Here is a 22077-nt window from a genome sequence, read left to right on the forward strand (position 1 = left end):
CGACATCACACAGACCCTAGGCCGCGCTCGGCCATCATCATGCCGATCGCCGCACCAAGCCCGAGCGGCTCGCGCCCGTCCCGCCGTACGGTGGTGCCGGATCGCCGCTTCGGCTTCTTGGTGGTGGCGCCGTTCTTTTTCGCCGCCTCCCGGGCCGCGGCCAGGGCCTGGCGGGCGAGAGCCACGCCGGTGGGCGGTGGGACGTTGGTCATCAGGCCACCGCCCCGGCGATCTCCTGGTGCACGGAGCGGCTTCTCGCGGCCGATGCAGGTCCTCGGGCTGATTGCCGTGGGCGGCTCCGGCACCGTGATGGTCTTGTAGGGCGCAGGGGCGTCTGCCAGCCGGGGCGCGGGAGCGGTGAGGGGGCGGAAGTCCTCGCGGCAGGGCTTGCACAGGCCATCGGTCAGGGCATGGCCGATCATGTAGATCCACACGCCGCACTCGCCGCAGGCGCCGCAGGGCGGGCCTTCCGGCGTCTGCTGCACCGGAACCTGGGTGGGTCGGCCGATGGCGGCGTCGAGCTCGCAGTCGGCACAGTGTCCGGCCGGGCCGGAGCGGGTGCCGTGCTCGGGGCACAGGCCCCGGGCGGCGCGGTTGGCGCGTTGCCGGGCGGCGGCCTTGTCCTGAACGATCTCCGCGCAGACCTCGCACCGGGCACCGGTCCGCCAGATCACGCCAGCCTCGCAGTCCTGCAGGCCGCAGCCCCAGCGGGGCAGGGCGACCCCGAGCAGCCACCGGCCCGCATCCCGGATCTCCGAGACCGTCGCCGACGCGCAGCGGGTGGTCAGCTGCTGGTACAGCCGATCCGGTGCGGTGCCGTCCTCGAGCTGGCGGGTGACTTCACGGGCGATCTCCCGGACGACGAACGGGTTGGACACCTTCGCCAGGAGGTGGTGCACCGGCTCCAGCAGCGCGTAGACCTCCGCGCTCATCACCAGCGGACCGTCGTACGACGAACCCCGGCCGCTCCCGGACCTGCTGCCGCGCTTTTCCACCACCGGATTCGACACGGGCCTGCTCTTTCCACTTGCGCGAAGCGCGAGCCCAGCCTCGTCCGCGGCGGCCGCGACGTCACCACCAGCCGGGTTTTCCACAGGCGCAGCGCCCTCTACTACCTGTACTTCGCCTACGGCGGGTGACAAGAGCGCGCCCCCGTCATCAGGTGAGTCAGTACCCTCGGCCTGCTCCTGCTCCCCTTCATCGTGGTCGCCTGCGCGGCCCATCGCCGGAACTGACCCACAGCCCCGACCAGGGCCTGGACCAACCTCGGTTACAACAACGGTCGGCGGTAGCGACGGTCCCTCGCCCGCGTGAGCCCCGGCTTGCCCGGCGGGCGAACCGCTGTACACCCCTCTGCGCCGGGAACACGAACCGCCCCAGCCCAGGGGGACCCGGGGCGGCTGACAGGCGCTCTGAGGGGCGTACAGGGGTGCCACGTCTTGAACGGGTTCAGCGGCCCCGGAGGAACGGAAATTCTGCAGGGCGCCCGCTTAGCCGCAGGCGTACATCGCCGCATTGGCCGTCGGGTCCAGGTTTCGACCGCCGTGTCGCCTCAGACTGTCCAGCCGCGCCACGACACCGAGCAGGTCGGTGTAGACCCGCTCATAGGACTCCCTCGCGTCCTCCACCGTCACTCTCCAGCATCGCCAAACCGCTGTACGCAGAAAGTGCCTTCCGCCTGGACCGAAAGAACCCCTAGACAAGGTTCATCGCCCCAGCTCAGAAGGCACTTTCGCGTATCCGGTCAGCCCCAGCCGAAACGGCGAAGTTAGTGGATCTTGATCGAGACGATCTTGTGGACCGGGTTCTTACCGGCCTTCCACGTATCCCACTTCTTGAGCGTGACGCTTTCGAGGCTCGGGTTGTTCAGGCTCCGCTGGAACTGGAAGGTCACGACGTTGTTCCCCGACTCGACCCAGTTGACGCCGTAGATGGCGACGGCCGTCTGTCCGGCGTTGGCGTAGCAGAGCACGTCTTTGCCGTTGTTGTTGTGAATTTCGACGTAGCTGGTCTCGTTGCAAGCCGTGCGGTTGATGTACGACACGGCGGGCGCGGTTGCAGCCGGAGCCGCCGTGATGGGCGTGGCTACGGCGGAGGCGGCCGTGGCGGCCAGCACCGCCACGGCGGCGGCAGCAGCGACACCCAAGGAGCGGCGCACAGGCAGCTTCATGTTCTCTCACTCTCATATCCGGGAGAAGGAGTGCAAACCGTTACATGCCGACTACGCTTGGCTTTCACGTGGTGGGAAGCCCTGCACGCGATCGGAAACGCAAAGAGTGTTCCTGACCTGCAACGATGCGACTGGTTCAGGGGCCGGGGCGGCGTATGAAGAACCACTCTTCGAGTGAACAGGCGTATCGGGTTCAACCCCGCGTGTCCGAGTCGTAGGTGGCGGGCACCCTGCACCCACCGTGCGGCGCGCAGGTGGGCGACTGGTTCACGACCTGATCCCAGTGACGGATGTTCAGCGCGCTGCTTTCCAGGACCCGTTGGCGGGGCCTGGGCACCTGCGACCAGCGGCCGTCGGGCTGGGTGCTGCAGAAACTCGGCGGCCGCCGGCCCGGCCAGGCAGCATGCGGTCGACTGCGACGAGGCCCCGCCCGGGGCGCCCGTGCTGTCCCTGGACCGGGCGCTGAATGCTGCGGAGCGGCCGGGAGTCAGGCTGTGTACCTGGTGCGGTAGCGGCCGAGCTCGACCCGGTGCTCCGGGGCTTCGGCCACGAGGACTAGTGCCGTGACCGGCAAGGTTTGCCCGGAAGGAGCGTCGTCCGGTGCGTGCGATCGCAAGGCGGTCGAAAGCCCTCGTAGCGGGCTACGTGGGCTCTCGGCCAACGCCGCGAGCGTGCGTGCGGGACGGTGCGACGGGGCAAACGTTGCCAGGAGCGGCACTAGCGGCCGGTGCCTGACGTGCGGCAGAGGCCCTGGCGCACGCGGTGTCCGTACGATCTGGGAATGACGACCCGCCGCCGGCTGGGGCCTGGCCCCGCCGAACACCGCTCCCCCGCTGCGACGGACACCCCCGCCCCCGGCCCCGCTCATCCCCGGGTCCATGCGGCCGACGCGGATCTGGACGGGGGCACGCTGTACCGCCCCGACCTCGACTCGCTCGCCGACATGCGCGCCCGCGGAGTCCTTGGCCAGCACCCCGCGGCGCCGGACCCCGCCCCTCGCGCGTACGGCCATGGCGCTGGGGCACAGGCGGAGAGCTGACGGGGCGGCCGAAAACCCGGGGCGGAGGGTGCTGCCCGGACAACTTGCCCTGCTCTTGTAGGGCTGTCAGGTGCGTATGCCGGCGGTAGGCGACGCTTCGGGTCCGGCGGGAGCGATCGCGTCGTCCACGGTGGCCACCGGGACCTCGGTGGGCGGGGTGTCCTTCTGGATCCGGTCGACCACAGGGGCGATCGCGGCATACATGCGCTGAGCCATGGGCTTGTCCTCGCCACGCGCGAAGAGGCCGCCGCCGATGTCCATCGCGAGTTGGTCGAGATAGTCGACGAGCTGGGTGCCGGTCAGCGTGATCTCGACGAGGCCACGCTCGCCCTGCGCGCCCGCCAGCTTGCGCGGTTTGGCGTCGTCGAACGACTCGGCACCGTACTCGGGGTGGCTCGTGCGATCCCACAGGTCACGCGTGCAGGTGATCTTGAAGGAGGCCACGCCTACTGCTTTGTTGATTCGTATTTCGTGCCCGGCCGGCGGCTCGCCGTCGCAGCCGGCGGCCAGGGCGAGGGTGGCGGCGAGCAGTGCGGCGGCCCGGGCGATGCGGATTACCTGGGGGCGGTGCTGTGTGGTCACCAGCCGATCTTCGATCGTCGTCCTCCTGGCGTGTGGGACTTTGGATGTGGATCGCCGGAAGAGGCGAGCCCACCTTGGCGCGGGTGGCGGCGTCGGGGTCGAACGGTTCGTCGGGGCCGGTGCCGGTGCAGTAGCCGAGGGGGCCGCGGGCGGGGTCGTCGATGTAGACGTGTCAGTCGGTGTCGTACTCGGCTCGCGCGGTCAGCGCCGTGGCGGGCGCGGTCGGGTGATCGTGCGTCATGCCCTCGCGGTAGGGGCAGGGTTGGGGCCGTGACGGTCTTTCGGATTCCGGTCTGCCGGTCCCTGGGAACAGGTATACGCGGCGGCTGCAGATCAGTTCTTGCCGGGTTCGCCGAGGGACCAGCCGCTGATCGCCGAGATCGGGCCGCGCCAGGTCGGCAGGGTGTGGGTGGCCCGGCCGGAGCGGTGGGTCACGTCCTGCAGGTGAAGGAAGCGGGGGTCGACCTCGCGGCGGCGCCGGCCTTTCTCCGCGGCCTCGTCCAAGTGCCCGATCGCGTGGCGCGCGACCCGGCGCAGGGTGTCGTCGTGGTCGCCGAGCTGACGCAGGTGCAGGCGTTCCCAGGTGTCGGTGGAGACCAGGGTGCCGGTCACCAGTGCGCCGCCCAGGGCCAGGGTCACCACGATGTCTTCGGCCTCGATGTCCTCGTGTTCCGCGCCCAGGCGCAGTATCTCCAGGTGCGGGTCGAGCCGGGTCTCCGGCTGGAGCAGCATCCTCAGGGCCGGCTGGACCGCATCTCTCCACGACAACGTACTGCCCCCTGGTTGTTGAACGCCTGGGGCAAGGATGTCCTGCTCGTGTCCCGGCTATACGCTGGCCTTCTCGACTGTCACGGTGAATGGGGCGTCGTCCGTCGGCGGCGTCTCCGTCCAGGGGTCGGTGACACGCCAGCCGCCCTGCTCCAAGGCCCGGTTGGCCGCGACAGCCGCGCTCCTGGTGTCAGCCCGATGACGGGTGTGAGGGTGGGTTCGGCAGCCGACGGAGCCATTAGAGGACCATGAACTCCCACTTCTCCCGCGGCGTCACAGCCGGCAGCAGCCGGAACCACCGCACGAGGGCGGCGTGCAGCACGGCCAGCGGGCGGGCCGCCTCGAAGGCGGCTTCGACGTCGGCGTGCGGGTAGGCGGCTGCCCAGGGGCGCAGGTAGCTCGCCCGGAGATCGTCGGCCTGCTGTGCCGTGCCGGGCACGGGTTCGAAGTCCAGCAGGGTGACGGCGCTGAAGAACGGGTGCGAGACGGCTGCGTCCGACAGGTCGAAGAACCTCGGCGTGTCGCGGTCGACGACGATGTGACCGGGCCGGAAGTCCCCGTGCTCCAGCGTCTCCGGGACGCCGAACGCCGCCAGGCGCCGCCACGCCCGGTCGAACCCCCCGGACCGCGACATCAGCGCCGAGGCCTCGCCGGGGGAGAGCCCGGCCACCTTGCCGGAGTCCACTGGCCCGGCCGGGCCCAGCAGTTCGGCGGTCCACTTCCGCAGCCGGGAGATCCCCAGGTCCGGGCAGCCGGCGCGTAGGAGTTCGTCCCGCAGTCCGACGGCTTCGATCTGGAGGGCCGCGAAGGACTCCAGCGCCGTCTGCCACTGCGGCAGCGGGCAGTCGGTCAGCGGGCGGCCTGCCAGTTCCTCCATCAGCACCCAGCGGCGGTCCGGGTCATGGCCGAGGACGGCGGGGAACGACCCAGGGAACAGCCGGGCCAGCGTGTCACCGACCGTGCCCTCGTCGGCGAAGACGGCCGGTGACGCCTTGAAGATCAGTGGCGACAGCAGCCGCACCCGCCACACCGACGAGCGCGGCCAGGTGCGCAACTGGCGCGGGCGCCCTGGGTCGTGGCCGAGCCGCGCGGTGAGGAAGGCTGTGACTTCGTCGAGCCAGTCGGGGCGCTCCCAGTCCTGCCCGCCGAGGTCTCCGGCGATCCACGCCCGCACGACCCGGGGTGCGTCGGACGGTGCCCCGGGCAGCGAGGGCAGGTCGGTGAGGTCGAACCAGCGGCGGTCGGCGGTCTCGGCGGGCCGGTCCAGCGCCTGCCCGGCGTAGAGCCGTTCCGGCGCGGGCGCCAGGTTGTCGTCGCCGAGCAGACAGCGCTGGAGGAAGACGTCCGTTCCGGTCTGGGCCCGCAGGGCCTCGGCGACCTGCCCGGTCTCGAACCACGGGCCGTCCACGGTCACGGCGGGCAGCGCCCACTGGCCGCCGCAGCGCACCAGCAGCAAGCGGGTGCGGGCCTGATCGAGCACCGCAGCGTGACAGACGGCGCCAGGGGCGGCGGTCACCGGCTGAGCGGCGGGCGGCCGCGATGGCTGCCCACTGGTCCAGGATGCTTCAGGGCGCCCGCGACGCCGGGGGCGAAGTTGTGGGCGAAGGTGACGGCTGCGGCGGCGTGCGTCAGACCGTCTACCGCATCAGTGGTAAACGCGGTCTCGCGGCGGGCTTCAGCGTGCTGGATCAGACAGCGGAGCGATTCGAAGGCCTCCGCCGCTGCGCTCATCTGAGCGAACAACGCGGAGGCGACGACGGCAGCTTGCTGCGGGGTATGGAGAGCCCAGTCGGATTCCAGAGCGTCACGGATGCCCTCGGCTGCTTCCGCTCCGGCGATGGCGAGGGCGATCGTGTCCGCAGGTTCCGGGGCGGGATCCTCGGTGAAGATCCGGATACCGTTGCAGGCGTCTCCGACGGCGCCGCACCCCGATGACCATGGAGTCTTCGAGTGCCTTCAGGGCGGCGGTGACGGGCCCGAAGACGGACCAGTGGCGAGAGAGGTTGCGGTGCGCGGTGCCGACGGCGGTTGCCGCCACCCGCGCCGCCTTGCGGTACTCCTTGGCTTCGTCCGGGCGGTTGTTCCGGGCGGCTGCGGCTGCGGCCTCCATGGCAAGCCCGCCCCACACCGCGTAGTGGTCCGGCTCGGCCCCGGTGATCTTCGGCTCGACCGCGTCCATGCTCTCGGCTGCGATCCGCTCCGCCTCGTCCAGTCTGCCCTGACGTACCAGCAGCCAGCACATGCCGCCGACGCCGGAGCCTGCCGCGAGCAAGTCCCCGCTCTGCTTGGCGTCCGCGATGGCGCGGCTCAGGGCCGCGTACGCGATGTCGTACTGCCTCACCTGCGTGAGGTACGTGCCGGCCAGACGCAGCGCCTCGGCCCGGGCCAAGAGGGCTTGCCGGTGTTCGTCGCCGTTGTCGTAGTAGGCCACAGCGAGGGAGGCATCGCGTAGCAGGCCGGGAAGCTGGGCAGCGACGCTCTTGTAGCTGTCGGAAAAGTACAGCTCCCGCGCGTCTCGTACCGCACGGCTGAAGGTACGGAGACTCGGTTCCTCGCCTGCGACTTCGGCTCCCTGGTCCACGAGTCCGACGGCTGGGGTGAGCACGGCGCGAAGCTGGATCAGGTTGCGCCGGTTCGGCTCCTCGGCCCGCCCTATGGGCTCCGGCGCGTCCGACGCCATCAGCGCGGCAGTGGTCACCCCCAGCGCGCGGGCGAGGGTGTGCAGCGTCTCCATGCGGACCGTTCCGCCCTGCTCCACCTTGCGCACCGTGCCCGGTGACACGCCTGCGGCGTGGGCCAGTTCCTCCTGGCTCATCCCGGCCCGACGCCGGTACTTGCGGACGTTGTCCGCCAGCTCCGTGAGTTCCGTAGCCATCCGCTCACCACCTCCAGCGCCACGGTACGCCGGACGGGCGCGTCAACCGGTGGCTATCCGGCAGATACCCGCCACAGAGCGATCACCTACCCCCGCGCGGCGCGTCGGGCAAACGACCGGCCAGGCAGCGCGGGGCCGGGCCTCCGGCAGAACCGGCGCCTGAGCGGGTGGGGTCCCTCGTCGGTCGGGCAGCTTCGCCGGACCAGGGTTCTCCGGGGGCCGCCAAGGCTCACCCCGTGACGCGTGCGCTCGGCCTTGGTGGCCCCCGGGGGTTCCTGGTACGCCTCCGGTGACCGGGCGACGAGGGGCCCCACCCGCGCCCCGACCGCTATCCACGACGGAGCCGCACCCGACATTCGGCCCCGTTACGGCAGGAGGCCGGTCGATCACTTCCCGGGCGGCATCAAGGACGTCATGGTCTTCGACCGTGCCCTCACCGAGGCGGAGATCAGCGGCCTACTCCGGCCGTGATCCGGCTGGAGCCCCGGCACCGGCGGGCAGACGCTCGCGTCGGGCGGCCCGGGCGGGGACGACTCCAAAATGGCGCAGACCTCGCAGTCGGTGAACTCGGCAACGTGAAGCCCTGGTATCAGCCGCTGCATTTCCACCAGGAAGCTCGCTCCTCACGAAACTGCTGACGTTCGGCGGTCAGCCCGCCCCCCTTGTGGATACCGCATGCCCCGGTAATACCGCAGCCGATGGCCTGCCGTCAGACAACACCACGAGTTCAACCTATTGATCAGAAACTCATTGTGTTCACTCGTTGAGGATGTAGCGGACGTGCCGGCCACCGAAGTGTCCGCGCACGATGTGGGGTTGGCGTTGTCGGCGGTGGAAGAACCTGCGGGTCTCGGCGGCGAGTTCGGCCTGGTTCCTGGCCCGGTGGGTGTGGGGCAGGCTGCGTTTGAGGTCGGCGTTGACCACCTCGTCGGGGTTCGGCTCGGGTGAGTACGATGGCAGGAAGTGCAGCTCGATCTCGTCCTTATGGTCGGCGAGCCAGGTCCGGACGGTCTTCGAGCGATGGGCCGGGTGCCGGTCGACGACCAGGTGGACCTTGCGGTCGAAGTGCCCGACGAGCCGGGCAAGAAAGCGGCACATGACCTTCGCGTCGAACGACTCGGTGAAGACCACGAAGTGCATCCGGCCGCGCATGCTGATCGCGGACATCGCGTTCACGGAGAACCGGTTCCCCGTGCGGCGGACGACCGGAGTCCGCCCCTTGACGCCCCAGGTGCGGCCGGTGACCTGATCCGAGCGGATGCCGACCTGGTCGGCGAACAGGACTTCACCCTTCTCCGCCTTCGCCCTGGCCCGGATCACCGGCCAGGTCTCCTCACGCCAGGCGCGGACCGCCTCCGGGTCCTGCTCGACCGCCCGCTTGTCCGGACGCCGAAGGGTCAGCCCCCAGCGTTTGAGGTACTCGCCCACCCCGGGCTCCGTGAAGCGGATCCCGTACAGCTTGAAGATCAGCTCGCCTGTCAGCCCACGCGTCCACAGCTGACCGGAAAGTCCCAGGCCGGAGGGGGTGTGATCGAGGATGGCCTGCCTCACAGCGGCCTGCTCGGCCTCGGACAGCACCTGGTGTTCCCCCACGCGGCGGCCACGCGGGCGGGACAGCAGTGCGTCCCGGCCACCGGCCTGCCACTTCGCCCACCAGTTGTCCACGGCCCTGACCGACACCTTGAACAGGGCGGCGACCTCTACCCGGTCCCGTCCCTCCACCAGCGCGGACACTGCCAGCAACCGCACAGCCTCCTGCGCGTCCGGCGACCAGGTCCGCGCGGCGGCAGTCGCGGAGGATCTTCCAGGTCTTCATGCGGGCGAAGGCGTGCTCGACTCGGGCAGCGAACTTCGACACCCCGAACAAGGGGGCGAGTTGGCGCAGGGTGAGGTTGGTCCGCCAGTACGCGGCGACCAGCAGGAACCGGTCCTCCAACGGCAGGCTCCAGGGCCGGCCCTTGCGGACTGGGTCGGCGCCCTCACGCCGTAGCGCGGTGACCAACTTGCCGAACTGCCGAGGGCTCAGCCCAGTGAACGGGGCTATCCAGGACGACTCCGACGCCGTGATCACACCAGCCACGGCAAGATCATCTCACCCCTGACCAGCAGTTACGGGACAGCCCTTAGCCCACCCCGCCCGCTCCTGTCAGTCCGTAACCTTCCGGATTCTCCGCGCGGGAGGCGCGTCGCTAGCTTCCGAACCGCCCGTCACGGGCGGCCGGACCGGCCTACGCCCCGCGCTTCCTCCCAGGAGGTCACGTTGACCGCGCAGCATCCCTCCCGCAGGAACATCCTCAGGTCCGCCGGCGGACTCACCGCCGCCCTAGCACTCGGCGCCGGCGGCGTCCTCGCCGCCGCCCCCACGGCCGCGGCCGCCGGGGACGGCTTCGGCCTGCGGATCGTCGACCGCAACGAGAACGACCCCCGTATGTGGTACTACCGCTTCCAGACCGACGCCATCGGCTGGAACCCCGGCGTCAACGTGCTGCTGCCGGACGACTACCACTGGAGCGGCCGCACCTACCCCGTCCTCTACCTGCTGCACGGCGGTCTGGAGGACTTCATCACCTTCGACGCCCACCACAACATCCGGGGCCTGACCGCCAGCAAGGGCCTCATCGTCGTGATGCCCGACGGCGGACGCGCTGGCTGGTACTCCAACCCGGTCGCCTCGGCCGTCGGCCCCCGCAACTGGGAGCACTTCCACATGTCCCAGCTGCTGCCGTGGGTCGAGGCGAACTTCCGCACCTACGCCGAGTACGACGGCCGGGCCGTCTCCGGCTTCTCCATGGGCGGCTTCGGCGCATTGAAGTACACGGCCAAGTACTACGGACACTTCGCCTCCGTCAGCGCCCACTCCGGCCCGGCCAGCCTGCGCGGCTTCAACGGCGCCGTCACCCACTGGGCGAACCTCTCCTCGGCCGCCGTGGAGCTGGGCGGCGGCAGCGTCTACGGCATGCCGTTCTGGGACCAGGCGCGGGTCAGCGCCGACAACCCGATCGAGCGCATCGAGAGCTACCGCAACAAGCGGGTCTTCCTGGTCGCCGGCACCAGCCCCGAGGATATCCAGGGCTACGCCAACGAGACCGTGGTGCTCGACACCCAGCGCGAGTTCAAGGCCAACCTCGACCGGGTGGGCATCCGGTACGAGTCGTACGAGGTGCCCGGCGGCCACTTCGTGCGCGGGGACCTGCTCGAACGGGACATCAACGGCGTCATCGACCGCCTCCGCAAGGCCTGACGGGGGGCCTCACGTGTTGTCGGCCCTTCCCGGGCGCGCGCTGCGCGTCCTGCTCGCCGCGACCGCGGCCCTGGCGCCGGGACTGCTGACGGCGTCGGCGGCCGACGCGCGGACGCCGGTCCGCGCGGCCGCGGCTCCCGCGCAGGTCCTCGGCTCCGCCACCGCCTGCCCGGCCGCCGGCCCCGTCACCCAGCACTTCCACAGCGGCCACAACGGCGTCGACATCGGCGGGGCCTACGGAGCCCCCATCTACGCCGTCGGCGACGGCGAGGTGACCATCTCCGGATACGAGCCCGGCTACGGGCAGTGGATCCGCATCCAGCACCCCGACGGAAAGATCTCCGAGTACGGGCACATGTACCAGCGGGACGTGTTCGTGGGCGACCACGTCGTGGCCGGTCAGCAGATTGCCCTGATCGGCTCCGAGGGCAACTCCACCGGTCCGCACCTCCATCTGCGGATCTGGGGCGACCCGTCCGCCACGTACGGCATCGCCCCCGAGCCGTATCTCGCCGAGGGCGGGGTGGAACTGCCTTGCGTACCCGGCAGCGGCCCCCACCCCGCGCCGTTGGTGTATCCGGCGGAGTCGGGCCGGGTGGTGTCGGCGAAGTCGGCCGACGGGCGCCTGGAGGTCTTCGCGGCCGCGGCCGACGGGATCCACCACGCCTGGCAGACGGCGGTAAACGGCTCCTGGTCGGAGTGGGAGTCACTCGGCGGGCCGGGCGGCGCGGAACTGGCGATTGGTCCGGACGCGGACGGCCGGCTCGAACTCTTCGCGATCAACGGGAACGTCTTCCAGCACAGGTATCAGCTCAAGGCCTCGGGAGCCTGGTCGGACTGGAAGAGCTTCGGTGGCGGAGGCCGGGACATCGCCGTGGGCGCGAACGGCGACGGGCGTCTTGAGGTCTTCGCCTCGGGGCCGGTCGGGGTCTTCCACCGGTATCAGACGGGGCCGAACGGCGGCTGGTCCGGCTGGGAGTCCGCTGGCGGCGGCCCGGCGAACAGCCAGATCGAGATGGCGAAGGCCCCGGACGGGCGCCTTGAGGTCTTCGCGCTGAACGGAGACTCCTTCCAGCACCTCTACCAGACGGCGGTCAACGGCGGCTGGTCGGCCTGGGAGGACTTCGGCAGCGGCGGCCGCGATCTGACGGTGGACCACAACCAGGACGGGCGGCTTGAGGTCTTCGCCTCCGGACCGGTCGGCGTCTTCCACAAGTACCAGACGAGTCTGACCGGTTGGTCCGGCTGGGAGCCGACCGGCGGCCCCGCCGACGCGCAGCTCACCAGCGAACGCTCGCCCGACGGCCGGGTCGAGGTCTTCGCCCTCAACGGCACCGTGGCCCAGCACCTCTGGCAGACCGGCGTCAACGCCCCCTACGGAGCATGGGAGACCTTCGGCACCGGCGGCACGGAGATCACGGCCGCCACCAACGCGGACGGCCGCATCGAGGTGCTCGGCAGCAGCCCGGCGGGCATCTACCACAAGTGGCAGACCGGGTTCTCCAGCTGGTCCGAGTGGGCCTGGCTGAACACCACTTCCGGCCCCGCCGTCCCCTGATCTGAGTCCTGATCTGACGGTGAGGATTGACCTTGGCATCGCCTGGGGGTCTGACTCTTGATCTGACTGGCGCTTCGGCTGTCCTTCTCGGGAATCGTCGGCTTGCCGGGCGATGCCACTCGGCGCGTGGCCGGTCGGGCTTCTGTGACTTCATAGGAGCCCGGCCAAAGGTCCCATCACTGTCTTGTCCGTCTGCCCGACCCGCCCGTGCCCTCCCACCAGTGAGCTTTGGAAGGGCGGCACGGATCAGCATGGCAGCAGACGGGATAGCCGTGATCGGCGGGATCGACACCCACACCGATCTCCGCCAGGCCGCGGTCATCGACGGCATCGGCCGGCACCTGGCCACCGAGGCGTTCGAGACCACGCCGGCGGGCTACCAGCGGCTGCTGGACTGGCTGCACTCGCACGCTGAGGTCCTCGCGGTCGGGATCGAGGGTACCGGCGCCTACGGTGCCGAGATCGCCCGGTTCCTCACCGCGAACGGGATCACGGTCGTCGAGGTGGACCGCCCGGACCGCGAAGCCAGGCGGGACAACGGCAAGTCCGACCCCATCGACGCCTACGGCGCCGCGACCGCGGTCCTCTCCGGCCGGGCCGGCGGCACACCCAAGGCCAGAAACGGGATTGTGGAGGCGATCCGGGCCCTGCGGGTAGTCCGCAAGAGCGCCGTCAAGGCGCGAACCCAGACGATCAACCAGATCCGCACCCTCATCGTCACCGCTCCCTCCGGCGTCCGGGACAAGCTGCGAGGACTGTCCGCGCGGGACCTCATCGACACCCTGGCCCGCTCCCGCCCGACCGGCGAGCTCGCCGATCCCGCCTGCGCGGTCAGGACCGTTCTGCGGCGGCTCGCACGCCGCTACCAGGCACTCAGCGAGGAAATCAAGGACGCCGACAAGGAGATCGGGCCGCTGGTAACCCAGGCCGCCCCCAGGCTGATCGCCCTACCCGGCATCGGGCCCGAGACCGCTGGGCAACTCCTGACGAGTGCGGGTGACAACCCCGACCGGCTCCGCTCCGAAGCGGCCTTCGCCCACCTCTGCGGAGCCGCTCCGGTCCCGGCTTCGTCCGGCCATACCAACCGCCATCGCCTCAACCGCGGTGGAGACCGCGCGGCCAACAATGCTCTCCACACCATCGTGCTGGTCCGGATGAAGTACGACCAGCGCACTCAGGAATACGTGGCCCGCCGCACCGCCCAAGGCATGGCCAAGAAGGACATCGTCCGGTGCCTGAAACGGTTCGTCGCCCGCGAGATCTATCGACACCTACCCCATGTCACCCACACCACCGAACCGCTCCGACAGACCGCTTGACGATCTATAGGAGCTTCCCGAGTCCGGACCCGGCCCGCCCAGGTGGCCGGGTCCGGCAAACCCGGGCACACCACCACTCCGCGCCCCACACGCCCCTCCCGCGCACCCGAAGTGGCCGATGCCACGCGGTGAATCCCCGCGCGCAGACGGTAACGTTAGCCGTGTTCGGGCAACCATCGGCGCACGGGACGGGGGAGCGGTGCGGTGAGCGGGATCGTTGTCCACTTACCGGAGGGCAACGGCGGCGACACGGCCGTGACCCTGCGGCTCGGACCGGGCGAGCGGGTGCGGTTCGGGCGAGGGTCCGCGACCACACCGGTCGAACTCCGGCTCGCCGACGAGGCGGTGTCGCGCCTCGCCGGGGAGATCCGCGCCACCGACGACCACTGGCAGCTCAGCAACCTCAGTGTCACCCACGGCTATCTGGTCGAGAACCCCGAGGGCGCCGGCGAGTACCTGCGCGTCCCGCCCCGCCGCCTCGGCGCACCCATCCCCTTCGAGTTCTCCCGCGTGGTGCTGCCCTCGCGTCGCGAGACCCCGCTCTCCTTCCAGGTGTTCGCCCCCGACCACGTCTACCTGGACCCGCACGCCGCCGGCGGCTCCTGGGAGAGCCGTACCCTCACTGCGTACTCGCTCGACGAGACCGCCACGTACTTCCTCGTCCTCGTCGCGCTCTGCGAGCCTTGGCTCCGCGACAGCTCACCTGCCGCCGTGCCCACCACCCCGCAGGTCGTCGAACGGCTGCGCGGACATCCCGGGTACGCACGGCTCACCGCCCGGGCCGTCAGCGCGCACATCGACTACCTCGCCGACGAGAAGCTGCGGATCGGCGCGCCCGGCCCGGACGCGGCAGGCCGCGCCGACCGCCGCAACGGTAAGCGGGAGGCCGTCGTCGGGCTCGCGCTGAAGTTCGGGATCGTCACCGAGGACCACCTCGCGCTCCTGCCGGGCTGGCCCAAACCGCACCCGCCCGAGGCGCGGGGCTGAGCCACGATGCCGCCGACCACACCTATGCCGTACGAGCCCTCCGGCAGCGGCACCTGGGACAGCGACGGTCCGGAACTCCTGTCTCCGGGCCACCGGGTGGGCGACTGGATCGTTGACGAGCCCCTCGGTTCCGGCGCCTGGGCCACTGTCTACGCCGCGCACCCCGCGGACCCGGCCGAGGCCGGAGTGGGAGCCGATGTGCCCTCGGTCGCCCTCAAGGTCATGCCGACCTCCGGCCTCGCCCCGCGCCAAGCCCGCAACGTCGCCGAGGCCGCCCGCCGCGAGGCCGAACTCGCCCGCACCACCGGCCACCCCCGGCTGGTCCGGCTGCTTGGCTCCCTCGTCCTCGCCGCCCCCGACCGCCCCGCCCTGGACGGGGCGATCGTCCTCGTCATGGAGCGCGCCCGGTGCAGCCTCCGCGAACGCCTGGCCACCCCGGTCGGCGCGGCCGAGGCCGCCCGCCTGATCACCGGTATCTGCCAGGGCCTCGCCCATCTGCACGCCGCCGGCTGGGTGCACGCCGACCTCAAACCCGAGAACATCCTCATCGGCACGGACGGCGAGGTCCGGCTCTCCGACTTCGGTTTCGCCGTCGAACTCTCCGGCACCCACGGCTACGCCCCGCCGATGGGCACCCTCGACTACCTGCCGCCCGAACGCTGGCGCGAACCCCTCGGCGAGCAGGGCGTCCGCATCCGGCCCACCACCGACATCTGGGCCCTGGGCATCGTCGTCCACGAGGTCTTCACCGGTGGCGCCCGGCCCTTCCCCGGCGCCACCCCGACCGCCCGAGGCGCCGCCGTGCAGGAGTACGCCGCCAGGCGCACCGCCCTGCGGCTGGATCCGGCGGTCCCGGAGTTCTGGCGCGCCCTCGCCACCGACTGCCTCGCGCCGAGCCACGCGGCTCGTGCCCCGCACACCGCCGAAGGCCTGCTCGCCCGCATCGCGGCCGGCGGCCGCCCCGCACCCCGGCGGCGGCGCGTGCTGCGCGCCGCGCTGCTCGTGCTGGCCGTCTGCACGGCCGCGGGCAGCGCCGTCTGGTCGTATGCAGGCCGCGGCGGCGCCGACGACGACCCCGCCTGGATCCGGGTGTTCAACGCCGACCAGGGCTGCCGGGAACGCCCGGAGCGCATCCCCGAGTGCAGCCTCGGCCTGGCGATCGACCCGCAGCGGCCGTACACCGCCGAGAACGTCGTCCCCGTGCGCGTCTGGCACGGCGACGCCCTCGACGCGGACTGCCGACTCCCGGACGGGCAGCCGATCATCGACGAGGAGGACCACCGCTCCTCGGTCTGGTTCCGTGTCCGGCTGCCGCGGGCTGGCGCGGTCACCACGGCCTGGCTGCCCGCCGTCCGTACCCGCGACCACCCGGCCCTGCCGCGCTGCCCCGGTCCGGGAAGGTCTTAGCTTGACTCTGTCGGGGATCTTGGAGTTTCCCGGTGCGGCGGCATGGTCGGCGGGCATGCTTGGGTAGTTCCGCCGACCGACGAAGCTGTCGAGCAACCCGGGTGGCACGACGGCGATATGGGTGCGTGACCTGCTGGACGGTCTGTGGCGTGACGAGGACTTCACCGCCTGGTACCCCAGGGACGGGCGTCCGGGGCTCTCGCCCGCTCAACTGGCCACTGTCTGTGTGCTTCAGTTCCTGCTCGGCCTGTCGGACCGGCAGGCCGCCGAAGCGGTCCGCTGCCGCATCGACTTCAAATACGCGATGGCCATGGAGCTGGAGGATCCCGGCCTCCACCACAGCGTGCTGACAGACTTCCGCGACCGTCTTGCCGAGGACGGCCGTGCCGACCGCCTCCTGGACCTGGCGCTGATGCGGCGCAAGGAGGCCGGGCTGGTGCGTGAGCGTACTATGCAGCGCACCGACTCCACTCATGTCCTGGCGGCGGTCCGCGACCTGACCTGCCTGGAACTGATCGCCGAGGCCCTCCGCGCCGCACTTGAGGAGATCGCCGGCATCTCCCCTCATCTGCTCGACGGGCTGGTCGATGAGGACTGGGGACTCCGCTACGGTCGGCCGGTCCGTCTGGGGAAGAACCCCACCAAGCCCATGACGAGGATCCTTGCCACCGGGCACGACGCCGTCCGGCTCCTGGAGCACCTCTACCGGCACGGAGCGGACCGCGCGTCCGGTCCTCGTGTCCAGGCCCTACTGCAGATCATGATGCAGAACTACCACCGTGATGCCGCCGGGCGCCTGCGCTGGTGCTCTGCCCATCCACACCGGGTGCACCCTTGTTCGCCCTGACTTCCTCCCACGCCTCCTTGACTTCCCATTTCGAGATATCAAACGGCTTGATCTGAGAGGCTGTTGTCGTTCCGATCTTGAGGGCTGGGTGTCGAACGGGAGTCTCGTTCGGGTGATCGCGGCTGGCCGCGGGCATGAAGGCAGGGCCTCTTGGTAGCTCGGGGTTGCGAAGCCGACCGAGATCCAGGAGACCCTGTTGCCGCAGTTGTACGTGCTCGCGCCGGTGGAGTTCAACTCGGCCGCTCCGGCGTGTGATTGTGCCGCTCACCGGTTCGGTAATGCGGCCGATCACTCCGAGCGTGTACGGCGGTATCCCTCTGACATGACGGACGCGGAGTGGGCCGTGGTCCGGCCGCTGCTGCCGGTGCCGGGCTGGTTGCGGGGCCGGGGCGGGCAGCCGGAGGCGTACTGTCACCGGGCGATGCTGGACGCGGTGCGCTATCTGGAGGACAACGGCATCAAGTGGCGGGCGATGCCGGCCGACTTCCCGCCGTGGGACCGGGTCTATGCGTTCTTCCGCCGCTGGCACGACCACGTGCTGGTCAGGGAGTTCCACGACCGGCTGCGCGGCCGGGTCCGCCAGAAGGCGGGGCGGGATGTGGAGCCGACGGCCGGGGTGATCGACTCGCAGTCGGTCAAGGCAGACGCCGTGGTCGGCTCCGACAGCCGCGGCTTCGACGGCGGGAAGCTGATCAACGGACGCAAGCGGCACGTCGTGGTCGACACCCTCGGCCTGCTGCTGGGCGTGATGGTCACCGCGGCGGACATCGGTGACCGCGCCGCCGCGAAGGAGCTCCTCGAGCAGGTGGCCGACGCCCATCACCGGCTGGAACTCGTCTGGGCCGACGGCGGCTACACCGGCAGCCTCGTCGAGCACTGTCTGGCCGCGTTCGTCCTGGTCCTGGCGATCGTCAAGCGCAGCGACGACACGCGCGGCTTCGTGGTGCTGCCCAAGCGGTGGATCGTCGAGCGGCTCTTCGCCCACCTGATGCGAAGCCGCCGCCTGGTGCGCGACTTCGAACGCCGCACCAACACCGCCGAGGCGATGGTCTACTGGTCGATGACCATGATCACGACCCGCCGTCTGACCCGTTCACGCCCCGCGCGAGCGTGAACCGGCCCGGTGCCGGCTCGGCCAGCCAGCCTCGCGCGACCAGGCGTTTCGCCTTCGACCTCAGCGCCTCCACCTTGGCCGGCACCACGTTCATGCCGAAGGCGGAGGCCATCTCCTGGCAGGTCAGCGGGCCCTGACCGAGGCGGACCCGGTCCGCGAGAGCGGCCAGGATGCGCTGGTAGTCCGCCGACAGTGCCGTCCGGGCCAGCCCCTCGCGCCACACCGGAACCTGCGACTTCGCCTTCGCCGCCATGGGCGGTGACGCCTGCACCTCGGCTTCCGTCCCGGCACCGCCCGGTCGCTCGGCGGCCACCGCGTCGGCCGGACTCCCGCCCGGCCCGGACAGCACCGCACCCACACGCTCGCGGGCGATTGTCCACTCCAACCACTCCTGCTCGGCCGTCACGAGTTCGGCCTGGATCCGGTCGGCTTCCTCACGCAGCCCGTCCACACGACGACGGGCGGCAAGCTCGTGCTGTTCCAACAGTCCGACAACCGACGGCATCCGTGACCTCCACGAGAGCGACGAAACGACGATCCATCACTCCCACACCGACGCCGCCCCTACCCCTGACCAGCGAAAACGCAGCCGTCAGACTCGGAAAGACAACAACCTCTCAGACTTCAACTGGCCCATCGCACTCCTCCCGGGCTGTCGCCCGGTTGATGTGATCAACTCAGTCACGAACGACCCGGCCCCTTCGCTCCACCCCCATTACAGAGGCTTCGTCACTACTACGGGCCGGTCTGCCAGCAGGTGCCACGTCGGTACTCGACCCCTTGCGGCCTCTACCGCTTGGGGCACTCCCTCTCCCCCGACATAGGTCGAGGCGTATCAGCGCCTGCCTTCTCCTGTTCCATGCGAGAGCCGCAGACCGGACTCACGTCGCCTCCATGCCGGACACCACCTGGCCAATAGACGGGCACCCGCCAGGCTCATCCCGGAGTTCATGACACACTCCGGTTTCGATGTCATCCGGTTTCCTTACGACACGTCAGCAGCGATTCACTTACGTTCGTCTTTCCGGTCCCCACCTGACGCCTCTTACGACGCCTTTTCCTCATCGCTCACCACGACAGTCTTCAGCTAACGCAGCATGAGGCGGTTTGAAGCCTCCCCCCGCAGGGCGGCTCCGAAGGGCCACAAAACCTTCATCTCTCACACAGCATCACTTCTGGAAACTGCTCCTACAAACACTTCCTTCCATGTTCAGGACACACATCACGGGGAAACTTCAGGTCTGGGACTACACCGATAGGCGGCGCGCGGCTTGTTGGAGACCTGCTCGGTCAGCGGCCCAAGTTCGATGCCCGAGGCAGGGCATCGAAGCGGTGCCTGAGCTCGGCGACGACGCGGGCGGGCGCTGGATGTGGAGACGGCCGAGGTGCTCGGTGGCGGGTCGCGGTTCGGGCAACAGTCGCAACGGCACCTCGCTGAAGACTGTGCTGACCGACGCGGGGGCGGTCACACTGGCCGCGCCGCGCACTACCGTGCCCCGCCGCCGGGCCTGGTGGGCTCGGGGGCGGGGCGCGATAGTGCGCGGCGTCAGGGCCCGGGTGTCAGGAGGCGCCGGATGAGGGCGGTGATGCCAAGGGCGATCAGCTGTGGCTTCTGGGAGACGCTGCGCGAGTTCTCCTGGCACTGGGTCTCAGCGTAGACGGCGTCGCACTCGCGCTGGAGGCCATCGTGGGAGGGTTCTCGGTGGAGCGGCCTACTGGTACTGCGTGGTGACGCTCACGCCGCTGAAGTCCTGTTGTCCGGCGTCGAGGCTGAAGTAGACCCAGCCGGAGGGCGGGTTGTTGATGGTCAGCGTCTCGTTGTTGCCGGCGTTGGTGGACTTCGCCTGGTACGAGGTGGTGGTGGCCCAGCTGGTGCCGTTGTAGTACAGGTCGGCGTTGCCGGTGCCGCCGGTGCTGGTGATGGTCAGTTGCTTGACGCCGACCGGTAGGTACAGGAAGTGGTTGCTGTAGTTGCCGGTGGTGGCCGCGAGGTTGTCCCGGCGGCAGTTCTTGTCGAATTGTCGCGTGTCTGCGTTGGTGCAGAGCGGGGTGGCCTGGGCCTCCGGCAGGGGGCCGCAGTCGTCGGTTGCGCAGGTGGTCGTCAGCCAGGTGGCGAAGTCGGCGTCGTAGCTGGTGCCGATGGTCTGCTTCAGGAAGGTGCGGGCACCGTTCCAGTCACCGGTGCGGTACTTGCCGAGCACGGTCTCGATGTCCGCGGGGTGCGCCTGCAGCATGTAGCGGACCGCCAGGAAGCCCCACTGGTAGACCCGGGCCGAGTTGACGTCGGGGTCGTCGTCCTGGCCGTAGACGGTGTCGAACAACTCGCTGATCTTGTACGTGTTCTTGCCGGCTGCGGCGATCGCGTTGGCGTTGCGCTCCTGGCGGTAGCCGTACGAGATGTTCTCGGCGATGCCCTCGACCCACCAGATGGTGGGCGTGGTCTGACTGGCGTCGAAGTCGCCGTACATGTTGTAGCGGCCGTCGAGGTAGTGGGTGTATTCGTGGTTGAGGTTCCAGATCTCGAACTTGGGGCGCAGCCAGGACGCCTCGTGTGCGATGAAGCGGGCCTGGTTGCCCGGCTTGGACGGGTCGCCTTCCTCGTACATGCCGCCGTTGTCGACGTCGATGTCGTAGATGGCCCAGGCGTACAGCGAGTACTGGGTGTAGTCGTCGAAGGCGACGACCTCCAGGTTGGTGTTCACGTCGTCGGGGATCGCGCCCTTGTCGCCGATCACGCGGTGGAAGTAGGCGTCCTGGTTGATCAGGCTGGTGCAGGTGGTGGCAAGCTGTCCGGGGGACATGTCCTGGGCGCGGATCTTCAGGCCCGGGGTGCAGGTGTGCTGGATCGGCAGGACCACCGGGAGTACGCGGCTGCCCAGGTCGCAGATGCCGTAGGCCTCGCAGTTGCCCTTGTCGTACTGACGTGTGGCCCAGCCCAGGTTCATGGTGATCGGGGCGGTGGGGCCAATGTTCGGGTAGCGGTTGATCAGGTCCTTCAGCAGCGGCCGGACCCGGTCCTTGAGCTCGGGGACATCGAGGGCGTAACCGAGGAAGCGGCCGACGTTGCTGATGACGTCCAAGCGGTTCAGCTGCGTCTCGTTGCGGGTGATGAAGTCGGCCCAGGTGTTGAGGATCGCGGGGTCGGCCTTGAGCGCGGCCCGCCAGCCCCGGCCGTCGTTCTTGGCATCGAAGCCGTTCTCGATGACGCGCTCGGCGTTCTCGAGGGAGAGGGTCATCCGGCTCGGCCAGGTGGCGTCGTAGTTGGCGAGCATCCACTTGACGACGCCGGCGTACCGACCGGCCTCGTGGGTGCTGTCGATGAGCGTGACGACCTCGTTGAGGGTGTCGCCGTTGGCGTCGGTGACGTCCTTGCTGCGCGGGGCGGCGAAGAAGGCGTCCAGCGCGCCGCGGGCCGAGGCCTGCAGCGCCGTGCCGTAGTCACCGACGACATCCTGGTGGTTGTCCTGCACGTAGTAGCCGGCGCGCAGGAACATCACCAACTGGCCTACGGAGGTGCTGTTGTCGCCCGGGTAGGTGGCGGAGGCGTCGCGGAGCGCGTTGGCGACGGTCACCATCTGGGGCTCGCGGAACGTCTTCTGGGCGTCGGTGCCGGTGAGGTTGAACAGCGGGTAGGTGCAGGTGACCTCGGGGAGAGCCTTGAGCTGCTGGATTAGCGCGCTGCCCGTGGCGTTGATCACTCCGGACAGGTCGCCGCATTCGTTCCCGCCGGCGGCGGCCGAGAACTGCTTGCCGGCCTTGGCGCGCTCGGTGGTCGGGGCGGCCGCCGGGGCGGACTCTTCGAGGGAGTCCTGCGAGGAGATCTTGAAGCCGGAGCCGTCGGTCGTGGCGTCGGGCGACTTGGGGACCGGGATCGACCGCGGCGCCGAGGCCGCGGGGCCGGCGGCGTTGGCCCCGGCCTGGGGCACGGCGCCGACGGGGGTGGCCTGGCTCTGTGGTGCGAACAGGCCGAACGCGATGAAGAATGCGGCGCCGAGCGCAGGGAGCCTGCGCGCGTTGGCCGTTGATATCCGGGAGGGGCGCATCTGTTGGGGCCTCCGGGGCCGTCGTGGCCGCACGTTGAACAAGCGGCCATTGATGTGTGACATGTAAAATGGCACATGTCGCACCGCACAGGAAGATCCCGGACCGGATTACCGTCCCACATCTTTG

General features: G+C 70.0%; 19 protein-coding genes and 2 pseudogenes. 10 read left to right on the forward strand and 11 right to left on the reverse strand.

Annotation, left to right across the window (positions count from 1 at the left end):
- Positions 1–5: 5 nt before the first annotated feature.
- The 3 genes from AMK22_RS41415 to AMK22_RS32585 form a co-directional block, all read right to left on the reverse strand.
- Positions 6–1010, reverse strand: a complete 1005-nt coding sequence (locus tag AMK22_RS41415) for a hypothetical protein (RefSeq protein WP_242434246.1) — start codon at positions 1008–1010, stop codon at positions 6–8.
- A gap of 480 nt (positions 1011–1490) precedes the next feature.
- A complete protein-coding gene (locus tag AMK22_RS39740; protein ID WP_158072105.1) occupies positions 1491–1628 on the reverse strand; it encodes a hypothetical protein in 138 nt (45 codons plus the stop codon).
- A gap of 140 nt (positions 1629–1768) precedes the next feature.
- Positions 1769–2170 (reverse strand): beta/gamma crystallin domain-containing protein, encoded by a 402-nt coding sequence (locus AMK22_RS32585; protein WP_073790985.1) that lies wholly within the window; start codon positions 2168–2170, stop codon positions 1769–1771.
- A gap of 344 nt (positions 2171–2514) precedes the next feature.
- On the opposite strand from AMK22_RS32585, the pseudogene AMK22_RS41420 reads away from it, so the two are divergent.
- Both AMK22_RS41420 and AMK22_RS32590 read left to right on the forward strand, forming a co-directional pair.
- A pseudogene (locus AMK22_RS41420) lies at positions 2515–2729 on the forward strand (DUF6233 domain-containing protein); the annotation flags it as partial.
- Positions 2730–2951: 222 nt separating this feature from the next.
- Positions 2952–3209, forward strand: coding sequence for a hypothetical protein (locus AMK22_RS32590; RefSeq protein ID WP_143203622.1), 258 nt, complete (start codon positions 2952–2954; stop codon positions 3207–3209).
- A 66-nt stretch (positions 3210–3275) separates the two neighbouring features.
- On the opposite strand, the gene AMK22_RS32595 is transcribed toward AMK22_RS32590, so the two are convergent.
- The 4 genes from AMK22_RS32595 to AMK22_RS32610 form a co-directional block, all read right to left on the reverse strand.
- Positions 3276–3791 (reverse strand): hypothetical protein, encoded by a 516-nt coding sequence (locus AMK22_RS32595; protein WP_073790989.1) that lies wholly within the window; start codon positions 3789–3791, stop codon positions 3276–3278.
- A gap of 333 nt (positions 3792–4124) precedes the next feature.
- The gene (locus tag AMK22_RS32600; RefSeq protein WP_143203623.1) at positions 4125–4559 is read right to left on the reverse strand and encodes a hypothetical protein; all 435 of its coding nucleotides are present in this window, start codon (positions 4557–4559) and stop codon (positions 4125–4127) included.
- A gap of 238 nt (positions 4560–4797) precedes the next feature.
- Entirely contained in the window at positions 4798–6075 is a 1278-nt protein-coding gene (locus AMK22_RS32605; RefSeq protein WP_079186523.1) for a phosphotransferase, read from the reverse strand.
- A 288-nt stretch (positions 6076–6363) separates the two neighbouring features.
- A complete protein-coding gene (locus AMK22_RS32610; RefSeq protein ID WP_242434247.1) occupies positions 6364–7434 on the reverse strand; it encodes a helix-turn-helix domain-containing protein in 1071 nt (356 codons plus the stop codon).
- A gap of 243 nt (positions 7435–7677) precedes the next feature.
- Between AMK22_RS32610 and AMK22_RS38835 the strand changes: the two genes are divergently transcribed.
- Positions 7678–7905: a hypothetical protein gene (locus tag AMK22_RS38835; protein ID WP_107430694.1), complete on the forward strand. Its 228-nt coding sequence runs from the start codon at positions 7678–7680 to the stop codon at positions 7903–7905.
- 285 nt (positions 7906–8190) lie between these two features.
- Here the strand turns inward: AMK22_RS38835 and AMK22_RS32620 are convergent, their stop codons facing one another.
- Both AMK22_RS32620 and AMK22_RS32625 read right to left on the reverse strand, forming a co-directional pair.
- Positions 8191–9183 carry an IS630 family transposase gene (locus AMK22_RS32620; RefSeq protein WP_443333334.1) on the reverse strand — a complete coding sequence of 331 codons (993 nt, stop codon included), beginning with the start codon at positions 9181–9183 and terminating at the stop codon, positions 8191–8193.
- Between the two features lie 91 nt (positions 9184–9274).
- Positions 9275–9514 (reverse strand): annotated as a pseudogene (locus tag AMK22_RS32625) (helix-turn-helix domain-containing protein); the annotation flags it as partial.
- Positions 9515–9694: 180 nt separating this feature from the next.
- Here AMK22_RS32625 and AMK22_RS32630 point away from each other — a divergent pair.
- The 7 genes from AMK22_RS32630 to AMK22_RS32665 all read left to right on the forward strand — a co-directional run bounded on the left by AMK22_RS32630 (position 9695) and on the right by AMK22_RS32665 (position 17907).
- Positions 9695–10675 carry an alpha/beta hydrolase gene (locus AMK22_RS32630; RefSeq protein ID WP_073790997.1) on the forward strand — a complete coding sequence of 327 codons (981 nt, stop codon included), beginning with the start codon at positions 9695–9697 and terminating at the stop codon, positions 10673–10675.
- A 13-nt stretch (positions 10676–10688) separates the two neighbouring features.
- A complete protein-coding gene (locus AMK22_RS32635; RefSeq protein WP_073790998.1) occupies positions 10689–12233 on the forward strand; it encodes a peptidoglycan DD-metalloendopeptidase family protein in 1545 nt (514 codons plus the stop codon).
- A gap of 251 nt (positions 12234–12484) precedes the next feature.
- Entirely contained in the window at positions 12485–13552 is a 1068-nt protein-coding gene (locus tag AMK22_RS32640; RefSeq protein WP_073791000.1) for an IS110 family transposase, read from the forward strand.
- A gap of 204 nt (positions 13553–13756) precedes the next feature.
- Complete coding sequence (locus AMK22_RS32645; RefSeq protein WP_199883371.1) at positions 13757–14539, forward strand: serine/threonine protein kinase; 783 nt, start codon at positions 13757–13759, stop codon at positions 14537–14539.
- Between the two features lie 6 nt (positions 14540–14545).
- Positions 14546–15946, forward strand: coding sequence for a serine/threonine-protein kinase (locus tag AMK22_RS32650; protein ID WP_079186524.1), 1401 nt, complete (start codon positions 14546–14548; stop codon positions 15944–15946).
- A gap of 121 nt (positions 15947–16067) precedes the next feature.
- Positions 16068–16793 (forward strand): transposase, encoded by a 726-nt coding sequence (locus AMK22_RS32655; RefSeq protein WP_242434248.1) that lies wholly within the window; start codon positions 16068–16070, stop codon positions 16791–16793.
- A gap of 322 nt (positions 16794–17115) precedes the next feature.
- A complete protein-coding gene (locus AMK22_RS32665; RefSeq protein ID WP_073791005.1) occupies positions 17116–17907 on the forward strand; it encodes an IS5 family transposase in 792 nt (263 codons plus the stop codon).
- Here the strand turns inward: AMK22_RS32665 and AMK22_RS32670 are convergent.
- Positions 17864–18412, reverse strand: coding sequence for a hypothetical protein (locus AMK22_RS32670; protein ID WP_073791006.1), 549 nt, complete (start codon positions 18410–18412; stop codon positions 17864–17866). The genes AMK22_RS32665 and AMK22_RS32670 overlap by 44 nt on opposite strands.
- A 1207-nt stretch (positions 18413–19619) precedes the next feature.
- Complete coding sequence (locus tag AMK22_RS32675; protein WP_242434249.1) at positions 19620–21950, reverse strand: M9 family metallopeptidase; 2331 nt, start codon at positions 21948–21950, stop codon at positions 19620–19622.
- Positions 21951–22077: the final 127 nt, after the last annotated feature.

This window comes from Streptomyces sp. CB01580, assembly GCF_001905795.1.
Taxonomy (GTDB): Bacteria; Actinomycetota; Actinomycetes; order Streptomycetales; family Streptomycetaceae; genus Streptomyces.

What these genes read in the sequence shown, in the direction of transcription:
- AMK22_RS32665 (WP_073791005.1), top strand. Translation starts at nt 17,116, where the DNA reads ATGACGGACGCGGAGTGGGCCGTGGTCCGGCCGCTGCTGCCGGTGCCG.
- AMK22_RS32650 (WP_079186524.1), top strand. Translation starts at nt 14,546, where the DNA reads ATGCCGCCGACCACACCTATGCCGTACGAGCCCTCCGGCAGCGGCACC.
- AMK22_RS32585 (WP_073790985.1), bottom strand. Translation starts at nt 2,170, where the DNA reads ATGAAGCTGCCTGTGCGCCGCTCCTTGGGTGTCGCTGCTGCCGCCGCC.
- AMK22_RS32610 (WP_242434247.1), bottom strand. Translation starts at nt 7,434, where the DNA reads ATGGCTACGGAACTCACGGAGCTGGCGGACAACGTCCGCAAGTACCGG.
- AMK22_RS32670 (WP_073791006.1), bottom strand. Translation starts at nt 18,412, where the DNA reads ATGCCGTCGGTTGTCGGACTGTTGGAACAGCACGAGCTTGCCGCCCGT.
- AMK22_RS32590 (WP_143203622.1), top strand. Translation starts at nt 2,952, where the DNA reads ATGACGACCCGCCGCCGGCTGGGGCCTGGCCCCGCCGAACACCGCTCC.
- AMK22_RS32675 (WP_242434249.1), bottom strand. Translation starts at nt 21,950, where the DNA reads ATGCGCCCCTCCCGGATATCAACGGCCAACGCGCGCAGGCTCCCTGCG.
- AMK22_RS32640 (WP_073791000.1), top strand. Translation starts at nt 12,485, where the DNA reads ATGGCAGCAGACGGGATAGCCGTGATCGGCGGGATCGACACCCACACC.